A 17,207-nucleotide genomic window follows, 5' to 3' on the forward strand; every position below is an offset into this window, starting at 1 on the left:
CCTTATTTTGCTTCGTACCAAGTTGCACCGTAGTTAAAATCTACTTTTAATGGTACTGAAAGCTCGATTGCGTTCTCCATAACTTCTGGTACTATTTTTTCAAGCAATGCAATCTCCTCTTTAGGTGCTTCAAATATTAATTCATCATGCACTTGTAAGAGGATTTTTGCCTGCATATTTTCTTTTTTCAAACGAGCATCCATATCAATCATTGCTTTTTTAATAATATCCGCTGCACTTCCCTGAATTGGCGTATTCATCGCAGTACGCTCTGCAAAGCTTCGCAGATTGAAATTCGAGCTCGTAATGTCAGGTAAATATCGACGTCTATTTAAAATCGTTGTCACATAACCATTAAACTTCGCATCTTGGACGATATCATCCATATATTGTTTTACACCTGGGAAACTTGCAAAATACTTCTCGATAAATGTAGCAGCTTCCTTACGAGTAATATCCAAGTTTTGCGATAAGCCATAATCACTAATCCCATAGACAATACCAAAGTTCACCGCTTTTGCAGCACGACGCATATTACTATCGACCTCTTCTGCTGAAACATGGAATACATCCATCGCTGTACGTGTATGAACATCCATACCTTCACGGAAAGCTTCGACTAAATTATCATCCTTCGACATATGGGCTAATACACGCAATTCGATTTGCGAATAATCGGCAGAAAATAATATCCAATCTTCTTTCGATGGCACAAACGCTTGACGAATTTTCCGTCCTTCTTCTAAGCGAATCGGGATGTTTTGTAAGTTCGGATCGGTTGAGCTTAAACGTCCTGTAGCTGTTAATGCTTGTTGGAATCGAGTATGCACCTTTCCATCCTCTTTATGGATTTCTTTTAGTAAGCCCTCGATATAAGTTGACTGTAATTTTCCAAGCTGACGATATAAAAGAATATGCTCAATAATGGCATGCTCTGGTTTTAATTTTTCCAATACATCTGCTGCAGTGGAATAGCCTGTTTTCGTCTTTTTAATAACAGGAAGACCGAGTTTATCAAAGAGGATAACGCCTAATTGCTTTGGTGAATTAATATTGAAGGTTTCTCCTGCTTCAGCATAAATTGCTTGTTCGATAACAATTAGCTTGTCATTTAATTCCTGACCCATCTTCTCTAATGTGGCATGATTGACCGTGATTCCCTCACTTTCCATTGCCCCTAAAATAGAAGCAAGCGGAAGTTCTAAGTTTTTATAGAGTTCGAACTGTTCATTTTCCTTTAACATTGCCTCAAGCTTTGGCTGTAAAGACCACACAGCAAAGGCTTTGCGGCTGGCATGCTCAGCAAGTGCATCTATGACTGGTATAGCTCGTTTCGCCCCTTTACCATAAACAGCCTCATTTGCTTGCACATTACGATAGCCTAGTTCTTTTGCAAGAGTTGCCACATCATCTCCACTTAGCCCAGGGTTATTAATATAAGAAGCAAGCAATAAGTCAAATTCCACACCAGCTAAACGTATTCCCGCACGTTTTAACGCAGCCTGAGATGCTTTTGAATCAGACATATACTTTATTTTAGTAGAATCTTCTAACCAAAGACGAAGAACATCTGATTTAGCCGCAAGATCAAACGGCACGTACATTGTTTTCGCTCCATCTGTTAGTGCAATACCTAGTTGTTGACATGTATGATAATGCTCGTCCTCTAACTCCAAATGCACTGCCATTACATCTTTTAAATGCTCTTGCTTTACTTCTTGCACAATTTCATAGTCAAAAGGCGCTTGTTCCTCTTCTTGGACAGTAAAATCACTTTTATCTAGTAATGATTTAAAACCAAGCTCTTGCCACACACTAATTAACGCTTCCTCATTCGGACCATTATAAGCAAGATCAGAAAGCGTTATATCAATCGGCGCTTTTGTAAAAATAGTAGCTAGCTTTTTACTCATTAGCGCCTGTTCTTCATTGGCAACTAATTTTTCTTTCATTTTAGAAGCCTTCACCGTATCCATTGCCGCATAAAGGGACTCCACTGAACCATGCTCTTTAAGTAATTTAACAGCCGTTTTTTCACCGACACCTGGTACACCAGGAATATTATCTGAAGAATCCCCCATTAAACCTTTCATATCAATAATTTGTTGGGGAGTTAAGCCGTATTTTTCTGCAATAAATTCTGGTGTATTTCTTTCAATTTCAGTAATGCCTTTTTTAGTAATATATACTGTTACTTGCTCAGTCGCGAGCTGTGTTAAGTCACGATCTCCTGATACGACGATGACGTCCATATCATGTGATGAAGCTTCTTTGGCAAGTGTCCCTATAATATCGTCCGCTTCGTACAGTTCAAGCTCATATCGCTTAATACCATAAGCATCGATAAGCTTACGTATATAAGGGAACTGCTCAGATAATTCTGGTGGAGTCTTTTGTCGACCACCCTTATATTCCGTAAATGTTTCATGTCGGAAGGTTGTCTTACCCGCATCAAAGGCAACCAAAATTTTCGTTGGTTGCTCTTCCTCCAATATTCTTTGTAGCATTGTTGTAAAGCCGTACACTGCATTCGTATGAATTCCACTATCATTCGTCAATAATGGCAACGCAAAAAACGCGCGATATGCTAAACTATTGCCGTCCAATAATAGCAATTTTTCCTTTGTCATGATTTTATCCTCCTGCGTTTTCGTCTTCTTAATTGTAAAACGAAAACGTATGTTTGAAAATGCCTCTTCCTTTTACTTTATCGAGAAAACGGTTATTTTACCAATCATAACGATGAAAATCGCCAAATTTTCTACATTAACAGTATAACTCAGGATTGACGACACAAAAAAAGCCAATCACTCATTGTAATTGACTCTTCCGATATTATTCACTAGCTTTAGTTGTCTTTTCTTTGCGATAGAAAATCTCTTCATATATGACTGTCAAAATAAAAGCATTCATAAAGGCAAATACTAAAAATAATGGCATACCACCAAGCTGCGGTTGTGTAAGCTCTGTATTAAACACCATTACAGTGCCGATTTGCGCTAAGAAGAAAATAAAGCCAATCCCTACTTGCCATATAGGACGTTTAACCTTGCGTTTCTCGTACAAAAATATTCTTTTAAATATCTTGCGTACATCCTCAGCAATGACTAAACCTAATAAAAACAAAATAACAAAAAATACTGGTATATGATAAACACTTTTTGTGATCCATGCAAAATCTGATAGACGGAAGAAAAGTGTAAATAACGATGCAATACTACAGGCTATCAATAGATTTTGGAGCCACTTGCTAATTTGCAACTTCACAACGATTACCCCCATTTTTTAATTCTTGAACATTATCATTCTATCAGATAATAGTAATTTACGAAACACAAAATTATAAATTTCTATCATTTTCATAACACACAATCGATATTTGAAAGATATTTATAAAAAATATGATTAAAAATCCCTAAAACCAGACTAGAAAAATTAAATAGTATAGAAGATTGCAGTTATAACTAGATCACTCTTAAAAAGCAGCTTCACTTATCTTATTTTGAAGAATTTTTTATCCACGAAAGTACCGATACCTTCTAAATATCATGAAAACTGAGATATATTATCGGATTCATTAAACATTTCTTCTATAAACTACTCATTAGGGATTATATTTATTGTAAACGTATGCCATACATAAGTTGATCTTCGTTACGACTGGGCGACTCCTTGGGGATCAGCAATAGAGGAACGAAGGCTAAGAACATCACGTCCTGTGATAACGCCTTCGTGACCAACATCGTGCTGGCCCGAGACCCTGGAGCGAGTGAAGCGGCTCATCGGACGCCCCCAGGAAGCTTTGCTCTGTGCGAAAGTGAAGCGTCAGCAACAATGTTTTATCTGTGCGAAAGCGTAGCGACAGCAACAATGTTTTATCTGTGCGAAAGCGTAGCGACAGCAACAATGTTTTATCTGTGCGAAAGCGTAGCGACAGCAACAATTGTTTTATCTGTGCGAAAGCGTAGCGACAGCAACAATTGTTTTATCTGTGCGAAAGCGTAGCGACAGCAACAACAAAGCCCCAGCCAGAACGGAAATCAACCCCACGTTATGGTTAATGAATCTTTAAACCAGTAACTAATATGTAGAAATATATCGCCTGTTTCATAAATGTAAAAAAAGCCGTCTCAAAAAATTTGAGACGACTTCATATATTTATCCCTGCAAGAATAATAGTATTACTTAATATAGCCAGATAATATTTTTGCATATGGTGAAGTAGATGGTAAAATAATGACCGTGTCTTCACCTACAGTTTTCTTATATGATTCTAATGTACGGTACAATGAATAGAATTCAGGATCTTGAGAGAACGATTTATTGTAAATCTTAGCTGCTTCTGCTTCACCTTCCGCTTGAATCAATGCTGCATCCTTTTTAGCTGTTGCTAGCATTTCTTGAACTTTTTTATCTGTTTGTGCTTCAACACGACGTTTCTCAGCATCACCTTCAGATAGGTATTTCTGTGCGATTGATTCACGATTTGAAATCATATTCGTAAACACGGATTGCTCATTCTCCGTTGGCAAGTCGATACGACGCAAACGGACATCCACTACTTCAATTCCATATTTATCGTTTGAGAGCAATTCATTAACTCGTTTTGTGACTTGGTCATTAATACTACCACGCGAAGAGTTTTCGTCGTTAATAATCTCCTTATATTCTATTCGACCAAGCTCTGAGCGAATAACCGAATAGATAAACTCTTCCATACGTGTTTCAACTTTTTCTATTGTTCCTGCATTCGAAATTAATTGCTTTGGATCTGTGATACGCCAAACTGCATAATTATCAATGATTATTCGTTTTTTATCCTTTGTATTAATTTCCTCTTCAGAAATTTCATAAGTCATTTGGTTTTTTGGAAGCTTTGTGACGCTTTGAATAAATGGAACCTTTATTTTCAGGCCAGGCTCACTCTGAAACTTCACTACTTCCCCAAACTGTCTAACAACTGCGTATTCGGATTCTTTAACAATATAAACATTCACAAATACTATAATAGCCATGGCGAAAACGGCAGCTAAAGTGACGGCAAGAGATATATATTTTTTTGGATTCATCGGGCTTTTTTTCGACATTTTAATTACATTATCCTCTGTATTCCCTTCTTTCGAAGCAGTATTTTTGGATTTACCCGATAAAAAATTCAGGAATTTTTCAAGATCCTTATTTTTTTGATCCATTAGTTACCGCTCCCTTCTTTTTTCTCTTTTGGTGTTTCCTGTGTCGTAGTTGTTTCCTGTGTTGCAGGTGTCTCCTGTTTTGCAGGTTGCAACGCTTGAAGAGGCAAGTATTTCATTGTATTCCCATCATCATTCATAATATAAATTTGTGCTTTAGGTAATACATTTTCAAGTGTTTCCAAAATTAAACGTTCGCGTGTAATCTGTTGATTGCCCTTATATTGCTCATACATTTTATTAAAGACAGCTACATCCCCTTGAGCCTGTTCAATACGCGCTGTTTTTTCACCTTCCGCCTTCGAGATAATTGCATCCTTTTCACCTTGTGCTTCACTAATTCGCTGATTCTCATATTTTTCTGCTTGATTTATTTTTGTATTCTTCATTTCTCGTGCGTCTGTAACAGCTGTAAAGGCTGCTCGCACATCTGCATTCGGTAATTCAACATCCTGTAGTTTTACCCCTAAAACACTTATACCTATATCGTATTTTTCAATAAGAGAAACGAGTAAATCTCGTGATTTTGCTTCTATGTCTGCTTTTCCTTCAGTTAACGCAGCGTCGATTTTGGAACTTCCGATAATAGATCGAATCGCACTCGACGTAGCGCTATGTAATATTTTTTCTGGATCTTGTGAGCTGAATAAATACTTGTTCGGTTCTGTAATCTTCCATTGAACTACAAGGTCTGTTAAAACAATATGCTCATCCCCTGTAATCATTTTTGTTTCGGCATCATAAGCTTCCAATTCCCCTTCTTTATTTTGCTTATAGCCGAACTGCAAACTAAATGTTTCCTTCGATAAAACCTCAACCGATTGTACAGGCCAAGGTAACTTAAAATGTAAACCCGGTTCTGTTACTGTATCATCAGCACGACCGAACGTAATGACAACTGCTTGTTCTGATTCATCTACCGTGTACCACGATGTAAATACAGCAATAAGTGCAACAGCAGCAAAAATCCCAAGTCCCACCATCATTAGCGACCTTTTCACACTCATGTCTAATCCTCCCTTAAGCTTAGTACTATTGTATACGGGACACTTACTTAAAAGTTTCAAAATATTTTAATAAACTAGTTTTTTATTTTAGGCAGTTTGACATAAGGAGCATTGTAAAGCGCTGATCCTCCATCTAAAAATCATACCCCATAAATAAAATAGGACCGAAAAAAATCCTGTTACCATTTAAGGCAACAGGATATTGACAACTAGATGTTCAAATGCTGGGAAAAAAGTTGTTGATAAAACAATGCTAATTAATGCAGCTACAATCATAGCAAGACTTGCAAAAGTACCTTCAAGCTCACCAATTTCAAATGCTTTAGAGGTACCCGTACCATGTGCTCCCATTCCTAACATGAGACCTCTAGAGGATGGTCGATGGAAACGACATACTTTAATCACTAACGGTGCTATGAGACTCCCTAAAATACCAGTTACCATAACGAAAACTGCAGTAAGGGTAGGAGAGCCACCAATCATATTGGAAATGTCCATCGCTATTGGTGTCGTAACTGAACGCGGAACTAAGCTATGCACAAGCTCATTATTTAATCCAATTACTACGGCAATGATAAATGATGATGTTATAGCAACGGCTGAGCCAACTGCAATACTTAGAAAAATTTCAAAAGCATGTTTCTTTAATAGATTAAAATTTTTATAAATTGGTACCGCAAATGCAACTGTTGCTGGTCCAAGTAAATTTGATAAAATACTAGCTCCTGCAGTATAGGATTTATAAGATGTACCCGTTAGTAACAAAATGATAATGACCACTAATGGAGTGATCAGTATAGGTGTCAACCATTCCTTCTGATACTTTTTATAAAACATTTTACTAGTATAAAAAACTGCAATAGTACCTAGTAAACTTACTAAAGCTATTAAAAAGCTCATGCAGTATCACCTTTTTTTCGTTGCCCTAGTAATTGCGCTGTGAAACCTGTTGCAAACATTACAACTATGGCACTCAATACAATAACAAGAACAGCTTTCACACCTTGCACACCGAATAATGTAGTATAGTCGATTACTCCGATTGCAGATGGAATGAAAAATAGTAATAGTTCACTAAGTAATAAACCTGCACCTAGCTCAATCCATTCAAGCTTAATAATATGAAACTGCAAAAGTAAAAACAATAAGACTAGTCCAATTATGCTCCCTGGAATCGGCAAGTGAAGTAGGCGTGCAATACTATTCCCAACAAATAAAATTACATAAAGATAGCCGATTTGCACGATACTTTTGACGATTTTCATGGTCATCCTTCTTTCAATTTTTTATCCTGCTTTAACGGTCAGTAATATAGATTCCTTCTAGATTAAAATAGGCTTATTATCTGACCGTATTAGCCTGATTGGTTCAACTAACAAGTACATTGATTGTTAGTTGAATATTATGCTACTATACTTTACACCTATTTACGTTACCTGTAAAACAGAAAAAGAATCTACCACCAAAAAATTTGGTAATAGATTCTTCCTATTGGCTATAACTAAGCAATACAAATCAATTATGCCTCGGCATAATTGCGTCTGGAAGGTTTGACTTCTTTCAGCGGATGTTTAGACACCCACTGAAAGAAGTTAAAAATTCTTCATATATAAAGATTTTTCAAGCTATTTTAAAGTCTTAACAATAATATAGGGGGTTTCTACTAACAAGTATAAGACCCCATTGTGAATCTAAAATTGTGCTATTGTAAAGAATTCGTTAATTTTTCGGAATCATGACAATCATTTTTGTCCCTACACCAACTTCACTTTCTACCTGAATGCGACCATGGTGCGCCTCTACTAAATGCTTCACAATAGCAAGCCCTAAACCTGTTCCCCCAGAATTCCTGCTTCGCGCACGATCCACACGATAAAACCGTTCAAAGACACGGGCAATTTCATGCTTTTCAATTCCTATACCTTGGTCTTCTATTTCAATAATGCCGTGCGTTTCATTTTCCTTTAATCGAATCGTAACGGTTGTATTTTCCGGAGAGTACGTGATGGCATTGGTAATTAAATTAGTGACAATTTGAATAATACGATTGGCGTCACCCATAACTTGAACATCACGTTCTATATCAACATAAAAGCTCATATTTTTCTCATCTAGACGAGGTCCTGTCAACTCTGCTCCACGTATAAGTACATCTTGCAAGCCCATCGGCATAATATTAACGGTAAAACCATGCTGTTCAATTTTCGATAACTCTAGTAAATCCTGAATCAGCATCTGCAGACGGTTACTTTCCTTATAAATAATCTCTAAAAAAGATAGCAGCATTTTTTCATCCTTATATGCACCATCCAGTAAAGTTTCAGAAAAGCCTTTAATAGATGTAATAGGTGTACGCAATTCATGGGATACATTTGCTACAAAGTCCTTACGAATTTGCTCTAAACGAACAAGCTCCGTAATATCATGCATAACGATAACGACACCAAGCCATCGACCATGATCTCCTATAACAGGTGCTCCGTACACTTCCTTATTATATAGCTCCTGTTGGACCTCCATTTTAATTTGTTGTCGATAAGGCATTTCTGTTAGAAACACATGGTCGATAAATTGCTCTAGTGATTTAGGTAAGCCTATTGTACGAAAAACTCTCCCTTGTACATCGTCAATTTGCATACCGAAACGTTCTAAGAATACACGGTTCACAATAGATATATTTCCCTCACGCCCAATCATCATGAGAGAGCTTCCCATGTTTTCAATTAACGTTTTAAGCCTTTCTTCTTCTACCTCGCGAATCGTCGTTATATCCTGTAAATTACGCGCTAAAATATTGATGGAGTGACTAAGCGGCATCATGCGTGCATGCTCATTTTCATGGGCACGAGCACGATAATTTCCCTTCGCCAGCTCAAGTGCTGTATCTGTCACGTTATCAATAGGTTCAGTGAAATTTCGAATCATATAGCGACTTACAACAGCCATTAACATAAGTGCTATTATAAAAAGAATCGCTAGCACTACATAAAGCCGCGCATGAACAGTCGATAATAGAGAATCTTTAGCCTCAATGTTTTGCGCAGTATATAGCGCCTCTTTATCTTCCTTAGATAATTCAATCTTTCGTTCATCTAATACTTGGTTAATGGATTCTTGCCTCTCTACACTAGCCTGCTCGTTGTACTGTTCTATATAAACAGGAAAAAGCTGACCTATTACAATCATTAGGACAGCTAATATCGTTCCAAGCAATAGCATGAATGTCAAGAATAAGCGGTTGCTCATTGATTTCATGTCGTTTTCGGCTCCTCGAATTTATAGCCAAGGCCGCGAATTGTTTTGATGAATATCGGCTTACGGCTATTTTCCTCGATTTTATCGCGAAGGTGGCTTATATGCACATCCACAATTCGAGTATCGCCAGCAAAGTCATACTTCCATACAGCACTTAATAGCTGATCACGCGTTAAAACACGGTTTTTATTTTCAAGTAAATAAATGAGTAGCTCAAATTCCTTTGGTGTAAATTCCAGTGCTTCATCATGTAAAAATACTTCAAAACGCTCTGGAAAGACACGTAATTGTCCAAATTCATACATTTTCTCTTGTGGCCCACTCTTATCTTCAGCCACTACATTTTGTGTAAAACGTCTTAAAACAGCCTTTACCCGCGCTAACACTTCGCGAGGACTAAAGGGCTTTGTCATATAATCATCTGCCCCTAGCTCTAGACCAAGTACTTTATCGAATTCGTCATCCTTTGCTGTAAGCATAATAATAGGTGTATTCATACGTTGTTGACGAATTTGTTTACAAACTTCCATACCATCAAGTCTTGGAAGCATCAAATCTAATAGAATTAAATCTGGCTGTAAGTCAATTGCCTTATCCAGACCCTCTTGGCCATCTGCAGCTGTTTCTACAACATATCCAGCCTGCTCTAAATTATATTTCAATAATGTCGCAATAGAAAATTCATCTTCAACAACTAAAATCGTTTTTGTCATGTGTAATGCCTCCGTTAGTGATTTGAAACCCCCATTTCAAATCTCAAGACGTCTATAAAGTAAGTGGTGGTGTCACCAGTAAAGTACCTTCAATCACAAGCTGCTTTTGCTCATTATATGAGTGTACAGATACAGTAATCGTATTTTGTAATTTATTTACTTCCGTTACCTCTAAAAGAGTATCAAATAATTCATAATGATAGAGCGGTCCTAAATATTTTATATGTTGCTCAATAATTCGTGCACCTGGTCCAGGAATATACTTTGACACAGCAGAAGTAATAATGCCATTTAACATGATTGTTGGTACGATTGGCTTTTGAAAAGGTGTCATTGCAGCATAATCATGTTGAATATAAAGCGGATTATTATCATTCGTAAGTCCCAAATAAAGCAATAAATCCTTATCTTCTATTTTTTCGGTAATATGAATCTTCTCGCCAACTGTAATTTCATCAATAGTGAGACCAAGCTTACTGTTTTTTTGAAGCAAAAATACGCCAACCCCTTTTCTATCATATACCTTCATAGTATCAATTTTATTCCAAAAGTACAACGAAAAGCAGAATAACCATTTTATCTTCATTCAGCATTTTTTATTTGTAACAAATAGAACGCGACAGCTACCATTACACCAAAGCGAAATTGATAAAAGTTTACTACCAAAACGTGGGGTTGATTTCCGTTCCAGGCTACTCGCTTTCCTGTGGGCGAGCGCCGAGCCGCTTCCTACGCTTCGCTCCGTGCAGGGTCTCGCCTGTCTCGCTTTCCCACGGGAGTCGAGTAGCCTTCCACTACAATCAGCGATAGCGTAGAATTTCTTATAAATTTATATATTTCAACGCTATAAATGTTCGCATCGAGATGTACATTTTTGTTTGTCTTAGTATGTACACTTTCTCTCAAATATTCATGTGTATGAATATTTACTACTTGACATTGAAACCTCTACTCTCATAAATATCAGCCAAAACCAGCGACTACATAGCCGAACAAGGCTATCATGCTAGCCAATCCAAGTGAAGTTGTAATATACATTGGTGAGCAAAAATGTACATTGTTATACGAGCATACTTACAAGCGCATTTATTATCGCCATGGCTACTCACCAAAATCGAACAGACATATAACAGTGACGCAATTGTAAATCTGTTGCTATAGCTTCGTTAGCACTTTACTTTTACACAGACAGAACATTGCAAAGGTTTCGTTTTATCGCTTAATAGATATGTCAGAAAATACATGCTATATGAAGTGGTTGATTGGAGTGGAGGCTGGGCGACTCCTCGGGGATCAGCAATAGAGGAACGCGAGTGAAGCGGCTCATCGGACGCCCCCAGGAAAGCGCCCAGTCGGAACGGAAATCAACCACTCGTTTTCAAAAGAGTCATACTTTAATTAATATGACACTTTAATTTCATTGACATAATAGTTTTTCAACAACATAAAATCGAGTAGGAATGAATCCTACTCGATTTCATAAACTTTTATTAAGCTAAAACTTTCATAACGTCGCGGACAGCCTCTGCCGATTTATCTAAAGCTGCTTTTTCATTGTCTGTTAACTCAAGTTCAAAGATTTTTTCTATACCATTTGCACCTAATAATGTAGGAACACCTAGGTATAAATCATTGTAGCCATATTCGCCTTCTAAGTATGCAATAGATGGAAGTATACGTTTTTGGTCTTTAATGATAGCTTCCGCCATTTCAATAAGCGCCGCTGAAGGAGCATAATATGCAGAACCATTACCAAGAAGGTTAACGATTTCAGCGCCACCTTTACGTGTTCGGTCAACAATCTCTTCAAGACGATCTGCTGGGATTAATGATTCTAATGGAATACCTCCAGCAAATGAGTAGCGAGTTAGTGGCACCATTGTATCACCATGCCCACCTAAAACAAAACCTGTGATGTCTTTTACTGAGATATTAAGTTCTTCAGCTACAAACGCACAGAAACGAGCCGTATCGAGTACACCTGATTGACCTATTACACGATTTTTTGGGAAACCAGTTTCTTTGAATACTGTATAAGTCATTGCATCAACTGGGTTTGTAAGTACGAGGATTGTTGCATTTGGTGAGTATTTAGCAATTTCCTTGGAAACAGCTTTCATCACATCTTGGTTAATTTGAACAAGATCGTCACGGCTCATACCTGGTTTACGAGCAACACCTGCAGTGATAATTACTACATCAGAATCTGCAGTATCCGCATAATTAGAAGTACCTTTAACATAAGAATCATAGCCTTGCACTGGTGCAGCTTCCCACATGTCTAGAGCTTTACCTTTTGTTGGGTTTTCAGCTTGAGGGATATCCACTAACACTACATCACCAAGTTCTTTTTGAGCTGCTAAAAATGCTGCAGTAGCGCCTGTAAAACCGCTACCGATTACTGAGATTTTTTTTCGTTTCAGAGACATTCGAATACGCTCCTTTAAATTAGGTTATTTAATCAATTATGCCTCGGCATAATTGCGTCAGGAATCGGCTTTGTGCAAGCACAAAGAACTCCTTTTCGATTCCATGACATCCGCCGGAGGCTTCTTTCAGCGGGTGTTTAAACACCCGCTGAAAGAAATTAAAAGAGGGAGGAGAATAAATTCTCCTCCCTCGATTAAACAAGTTCATCATAAATATTTTATTAAGCTAAGTTCAATAGAAATTTACATTTCACCCTAATTATATCGGCAGAATATACTTCCACTTTAACTATAATTACTATTTAAAATAGAAAATTATAGGTTTTTGATTAATTCAGTAGCGAATTCTGAACATTTTACTTCTTTAGCGCCGTCCATTAAACGAGCGAAGTCGTAAGTTACAACTTTAGAAGAGATTGTTTTCTCTACTGATTTAGTAACCATGTCAGCTGCTTCTTGCCATCCTAAGTGTTCAAGCATTAATACACCTGAAAGTAATACTGAAGATGGGTTTACTTTATCTTGACCAGCATATTTTGGAGCTGTACCGTGAGTAGCTTCGAAGATCGCGTGTCCAGTTACATAGTTAATGTTTGCGCCTGGAGCGATACCGATACCACCAACTTGAGCAGCTAATGCGTCAGAGATATAGTCACCGTTTAAGTTCATTGTAGCAACTACGTCGAACTCATTTGGACGAGTTAAGATTTGTTGTAAGAAGATATCAGCGATAGAATCTTTAACTAAGATTTTACCAGCTGCTAAAGCGTCAGCTTGTGCTTTGTTCGCTGCTTCTTCACCTTGTTCAGCTTTAATAGCATCATATTGGTTCCAAGTGAATGTTTGATCAGCAAATTCTTTTTCAGCTAATTCATAACCCCATTTTTTGAATCCACCTTCAGTGAATTTCATGATGTTACCTTTGTGTACTAAAGTAACAGATGGGCGTTTATGAGTAATAGCATATTCGATAGCAGAACGTACTAAACGCTCAGTACCTTCTTTAGATACAGGTTTTACACCGATACCAGAAGTTTCTGGGAAGCGGATTTGATTAACACCAAATTCAGTTTGTAGGAAGTTGATGATTTTTTGTGCTTGTTCAGAACCAGATTCGAATTCAATACCAGCGTAGATGTCTTCTGTGTTTTCGCGGAAGATAACCATTTCAACGTCTTCTGGACGTTTAACTGGAGAAGGTACTCCATCAAAGTGACGTACTGGACGTAAGCATACATATAGGTCAAGTTGTTGACGTAATGCTACGTTTAGAGAGCGGATACCACCACCGATTGGAGTAGTAAGAGGACCTTTGATTGCGATTAGGTATTCGTTAATTTTGTCTAAAGTTTCTTGTGGTAACCATTCACCAGTTTGGTTGAATGCTTTTTCACCAGCTAGAACTTCTAACCATTCGATTTTCTTTTCACCGTTGTAAGCTTTTTCTACTGCTGCGTCGATTACACGTGATGCTGCAGCCCAAATATCTGGACCAATTCCGTCACCTTCGATGAAAGGAATCACTGGATTGTTTGGTACATTAAGTACGCCATTTTCAACTACAATTTTGTTTGACATTGATGTTGCCTCCTAAATTCATAATCATAGGACTGTGTTTTCAGTAACACAGTCCCAAATATTCTAGCATATTTTCCGAATTAGCGCTCGCTGACTGGAACATATTTTTGCATGCCTGGTCCAACATACTCTGCACGTGGACGGATTAGGCGGTTGTTAGCATATTGCTCTAAAATATGAGCTACCCAACCAGAAGTACGTGATACTGCGAAAATTGGTGTGAATAGGTCATGATCAATACCTAAAGAATCATACACTGACGCAGAGAAGAAGTCTACGTTTGCAGGTAATTTCTTTTGTTCTACGATCATGTCATGGATTTTAACTGACATTTCATAAAGCTCTGGTTTACCAGTTAGCTCAGTTAATTTTTGTGACATTACACGTAAGTGTGGTGCACGTGGGTCGCCTTTGCGGTATACGCGGTGACCGAAGCCCATGATTTTTTCTTTGTTATCTAATTTATTTTGAATATAAGATTCAACGTTTTCAAGTGAGCCGATTTCAGTTAACATTTTCATAACTTGCTCATTTGCACCACCATGAAGTGGTCCTTTTAATGCACCGATAGCTGCAGTTACACCAGAATAAACATCTGATAATGTAGCTACACATACACGTGCTGTGAATGTAGATGCATTTAATTCGTGGTCAGCATGTAATACTAATGCTTTGTCGAATGCTTCAACTTCGATTGCTGCTGGTTCTTCACCTTTAAGCATGTATAAGAAGTTTGCTGCATATCCTAATTCTGGTTTTGGTGCAACTGGCTCTAAACCTTTACGAACACGCGCAAATGCAGTAACTACTGTTGCAATTTTAGCTTGTAGACGGATAGCTTTACGATAGTTAGCTTCTGTATCCATAACATCCGCCTCTTCATCGAATACACCAAGTAAAGATACTGCAGTACGTAGTGCAGCCATTGGATGTACAGTTGAAAGTGGGTATGATTTGAATTGGTCTACAATTGCTTGCGGAATAGACATGTTGTCTGCCAATTGTTGTTTTAATTCAGCTAGCTCGTCCGCTTTTGGTAAACGAGTATGCCATAATAAATAAATTACCTCTTCGAATGACGCATTCTCTGCTAAATCATCAATGTTGTAACCAACATATGTAAGTGTGTCATCGATAATTGAACTGATTTTAGATTCCGCTGCTACGATACCTTCTAAACCTTTAGTTGCTGACATAAATTATCGCTCCCTCATAATTATATTTTTTTAGTTGTAAATGCAGTTATTAGGTCACATCTACGTTTTTTGCTCATATGAACCATTAAGTAAATCGCTTACAATTGCTATTATAATCATTTTTGACAGCTTTGTGAATGAAAAACCTCCGAATAAAGAAAAAGGTGCACGAGCGATTATATATACGCCTGAAAGAGATTCTTTTTTACGTTTTAACATTAATTTATCATTTGAAATGGGGTGAATCTGTAAAAATGAGGAATATTAAATATTTTTCATACGAAAGAACTATGAGTGTTTTATTTTTTATATTCTACTTGGTAATACTATGGTTCGTATTACCCGTATCTCTAGCGATTTTTTTGTCTTTTTCTACGTATCCTATCATAAAATTTCTTCATTCTTATTGTAGGATTACCTATTGGCTTGCAGCAATTATCGTGGAAGCACTTATTCTAACTTGCATTTTCTTACTCGTTATCATTTCTATAAACAGCATTATTCTTGTCTTCCCTGAAATCCGAGATACACTACAAAATTTCCCACTTTTCAACGAATATGAATCAATGTTTATCCAAGTTTTAAAGGAAAAATCGCTTTCTATTTTCGATTCAATCTTTTTATACATGGCTAATATTTTCCAACTATTCATGAAACATGTAATTGAAGTATTTATATTCCTTGTCGCTTACTATTTCGCCCTATTGGAAACTCGCAAATCCCGATATTGGTTTTTCCAATATGTGCCCAAAAAATTCCGCAATGAGTGGCAGTCACATTTTTCCAAAATTATGCAGTTATTTCATTACTTTTTGTATGTGGAGTTTCAGCTGTTCACGATTACACTGCTCATTCTTTGTGCAGGATTCATGATTCTCCAATTTGAACAAGCCATCATCAAAGCTTTTATAGTAGCATTTGCAGACGTACTTCCGTTCTTTGGGATTGGCGTATTTCTTGTACCCATGAGCATTTATTTTTACTTAAAAGGCAATACCTTTTTATGTGTTGCTATTTTACTTTTGTATCTCTTCGTTCAATTAACAAGGCAGCTAGCTGAATCCATGCTTTGGTCAAACACATTACAATTACGGACTTTCCACACCTTTTTCATCAGTGCTGCCTCTATTTTATTATTTGGTTTTTACGGTATTTTACTTAGCCCCATATTTTTATTTTTGGCTGTTAAACTAAAGGAAAATGCTATTTTTGAACGATGATAAATTGACCTTTTTTCATTTTTTTCCGCATCCAAAAATAAAAGATTGGTTGGAACATTTTACGAGAAAAAGGTAGGAGCAATAATAAACCAACAAGGTCTGTTATAAAACCTGGTAATACTAGAAGTACACCACCACTGAAATTTAAAACTGTATCAACTAATGCTGGCCCTGGTGCCTCTCCACGTGCTATCGTATTTTTAACCTTTTGTACAGAATTCATACCTTTATTTTTCACTACATAAATACCTATAATACTCGTAGCGACTATAAGAAGTAATGTATTTAAAATACCAATATTTTGACCAATTACTATTAATAACGCCAACTCGGCTAATGCATAGACAATGAAACCAAGAAAAACTTTTCTCATTTTTTTCTCCTTTCTATCTAAAAAAGGTATACCTTTTATACGTTATTATAGCCCATTAAGTTTCATAAAAAAAACAATGGGTCCTATTTAAGGAGAAGATGATGCTATTCTTTTTATAGTAAATTCTCCTTCCATGAGGGAAATGGAACAATTTTAATTTGGTTAAATATTGTTTAAACTAGGCAAAATCAGCTCGTCACCATAACGTGGGGTTGATTTCCGTTCCGGCTGGGCGCTTTCCTAGGGG

General features: G+C 37.1%; 14 protein-coding genes. 1 reads left to right on the forward strand and 13 read right to left on the reverse strand.

Translation table 11 applies throughout. The features are described from left to right. Nucleotides 1-2: 2 nt before the first annotated feature. From polA to citZ, 12 genes are all read right to left on the reverse strand, one after another. Entirely contained in the window at nt 3-2,630 is a 2,628-nt protein-coding gene (polA, locus tag ACFXN8_RS03055) for a DNA polymerase I (RefSeq protein ID WP_386842687.1), read from the reverse strand. 205 nt (nt 2,631-2,835) lie between these two features. Next, nucleotides 2,836-3,267: a DNA polymerase I gene (locus ACFXN8_RS03060; protein WP_376075275.1), complete on the reverse strand. Its 432-nt coding sequence runs from the start codon at nt 3,265-3,267 to the stop codon at nt 2,836-2,838. A gap of 914 nt (nt 3,268-4,181) precedes the next feature. Further along, nucleotides 4,182-5,192 carry a protease modulator HflC gene (gene hflC, locus ACFXN8_RS03065; protein WP_386842689.1) on the reverse strand — a complete coding sequence of 337 codons (1,011 nt, stop codon included), beginning with the start codon at nt 5,190-5,192 and terminating at the stop codon, nt 4,182-4,184. Next, nucleotides 5,192-6,196, reverse strand: a complete 1,005-nt coding sequence (gene hflK, locus ACFXN8_RS03070) for an FtsH protease activity modulator HflK (RefSeq protein WP_386842691.1) — start codon at nt 6,194-6,196, stop codon at nt 5,192-5,194. The genes hflC and hflK overlap by 1 nt, the downstream gene beginning before the upstream one ends. 186 nt (nt 6,197-6,382) lie before the next feature. Continuing rightward, nucleotides 6,383-7,096 (reverse strand): LrgB family protein, encoded by a 714-nt coding sequence (locus tag ACFXN8_RS03075; protein ID WP_376075283.1) that lies wholly within the window; start codon nt 7,094-7,096, stop codon nt 6,383-6,385. Continuing rightward, complete coding sequence (locus ACFXN8_RS03080) at nt 7,093-7,461, reverse strand: CidA/LrgA family holin-like protein (RefSeq protein WP_376075285.1); 369 nt, start codon at nt 7,459-7,461, stop codon at nt 7,093-7,095. Before ACFXN8_RS03080 ends, ACFXN8_RS03075 begins: the two co-directional genes overlap by 4 nt. Before the next feature lie 454 nt (nt 7,462-7,915). Continuing rightward, nucleotides 7,916-9,451 carry a two-component system histidine kinase PnpS gene (gene pnpS, locus ACFXN8_RS03085; protein WP_386842694.1) on the reverse strand — a complete coding sequence of 512 codons (1,536 nt, stop codon included), beginning with the start codon at nt 9,449-9,451 and terminating at the stop codon, nt 7,916-7,918. After that, a complete protein-coding gene (locus tag ACFXN8_RS03090; RefSeq protein ID WP_376075288.1) occupies nt 9,448-10,164 on the reverse strand; it encodes a response regulator transcription factor in 717 nt (238 codons plus the stop codon). The genes pnpS and ACFXN8_RS03090 overlap by 4 nt, the downstream gene beginning before the upstream one ends. Before the next feature lie 52 nt (nt 10,165-10,216). Further along, nucleotides 10,217-10,657: a MaoC/PaaZ C-terminal domain-containing protein gene (locus ACFXN8_RS03095; RefSeq protein ID WP_323649193.1), complete on the reverse strand. Its 441-nt coding sequence runs from the start codon at nt 10,655-10,657 to the stop codon at nt 10,217-10,219. Between the two features lie 997 nt (nt 10,658-11,654). Continuing rightward, nucleotides 11,655-12,593 (reverse strand): malate dehydrogenase, encoded by a 939-nt coding sequence (mdh, locus tag ACFXN8_RS03100; RefSeq protein WP_370041448.1) that lies wholly within the window; start codon nt 12,591-12,593, stop codon nt 11,655-11,657. Between the two features lie 315 nt (nt 12,594-12,908). Beyond that, complete coding sequence (gene icd, locus ACFXN8_RS03105; protein WP_386842697.1) at nt 12,909-14,171, reverse strand: NADP-dependent isocitrate dehydrogenase; 1,263 nt, start codon at nt 14,169-14,171, stop codon at nt 12,909-12,911. Nucleotides 14,172-14,251: 80 nt separating this feature from the next. Continuing rightward, nucleotides 14,252-15,367, reverse strand: a complete 1,116-nt coding sequence (citZ, locus tag ACFXN8_RS03110) for a citrate synthase (RefSeq protein WP_376075297.1) — start codon at nt 15,365-15,367, stop codon at nt 14,252-14,254. A gap of 290 nt (nt 15,368-15,657) precedes the next feature. Between citZ and ACFXN8_RS03115 the strand changes: the two genes are divergently transcribed. Next, entirely contained in the window at nt 15,658-16,587 is a 930-nt protein-coding gene (locus ACFXN8_RS03115) for an AI-2E family transporter (RefSeq protein ID WP_376075300.1), read from the forward strand. Here the strand turns inward: ACFXN8_RS03115 and ACFXN8_RS03120 are convergent. Then, nucleotides 16,571-16,960, reverse strand: coding sequence for an FxsA family protein (locus ACFXN8_RS03120; RefSeq protein ID WP_376075302.1), 390 nt, complete (start codon nt 16,958-16,960; stop codon nt 16,571-16,573). The genes ACFXN8_RS03115 and ACFXN8_RS03120 overlap by 17 nt on opposite strands. Between the last annotated feature and the right edge of the window lie 247 nt (nt 16,961-17,207).

This window comes from Lysinibacillus sp. NPDC059133, assembly GCF_042755925.1.
In the GTDB taxonomy this organism is placed as follows: Bacteria; Bacillota; Bacilli; order Bacillales_A; family Planococcaceae; genus Lysinibacillus.

Coding starts and splice junctions, on each gene's coding strand:
- ACFXN8_RS03115 (WP_376075300.1), top strand. CDS start 15,658: ATGAGTGTTTTATTTTTTATATTCTACTTGGTAATACTATGGTTCGTA.
- icd (WP_386842697.1), bottom strand. CDS start 14,171: ATGTCAAACAAAATTGTAGTTGAAAATGGCGTACTTAATGTACCAAAC.
- mdh (WP_370041448.1), bottom strand. CDS start 12,593: ATGTCTCTGAAACGAAAAAAAATCTCAGTAATCGGTAGCGGTTTTACA.
- ACFXN8_RS03090 (WP_376075288.1), bottom strand. CDS start 10,164: ATGACAAAAACGATTTTAGTTGTTGAAGATGAATTTTCTATTGCGACA.
- ACFXN8_RS03075 (WP_376075283.1), bottom strand. CDS start 7,096: ATGAGCTTTTTAATAGCTTTAGTAAGTTTACTAGGTACTATTGCAGTT.
- ACFXN8_RS03080 (WP_376075285.1), bottom strand. CDS start 7,461: ATGAAAATCGTCAAAAGTATCGTGCAAATCGGCTATCTTTATGTAATT.
- hflC (WP_386842689.1), bottom strand. CDS start 5,192: ATGGATCAAAAAAATAAGGATCTTGAAAAATTCCTGAATTTTTTATCG.
- hflK (WP_386842691.1), bottom strand. CDS start 6,196: ATGAGTGTGAAAAGGTCGCTAATGATGGTGGGACTTGGGATTTTTGCT.
- citZ (WP_376075297.1), bottom strand. CDS start 15,367: ATGTCAGCAACTAAAGGTTTAGAAGGTATCGTAGCAGCGGAATCTAAA.
- polA (WP_386842687.1), bottom strand. CDS start 2,630: ATGACAAAGGAAAAATTGCTATTATTGGACGGCAATAGTTTAGCATAT.
- pnpS (WP_386842694.1), bottom strand. CDS start 9,451: ATGAAATCAATGAGCAACCGCTTATTCTTGACATTCATGCTATTGCTT.
- ACFXN8_RS03120 (WP_376075302.1), bottom strand. CDS start 16,960: ATGAGAAAAGTTTTTCTTGGTTTCATTGTCTATGCATTAGCCGAGTTG.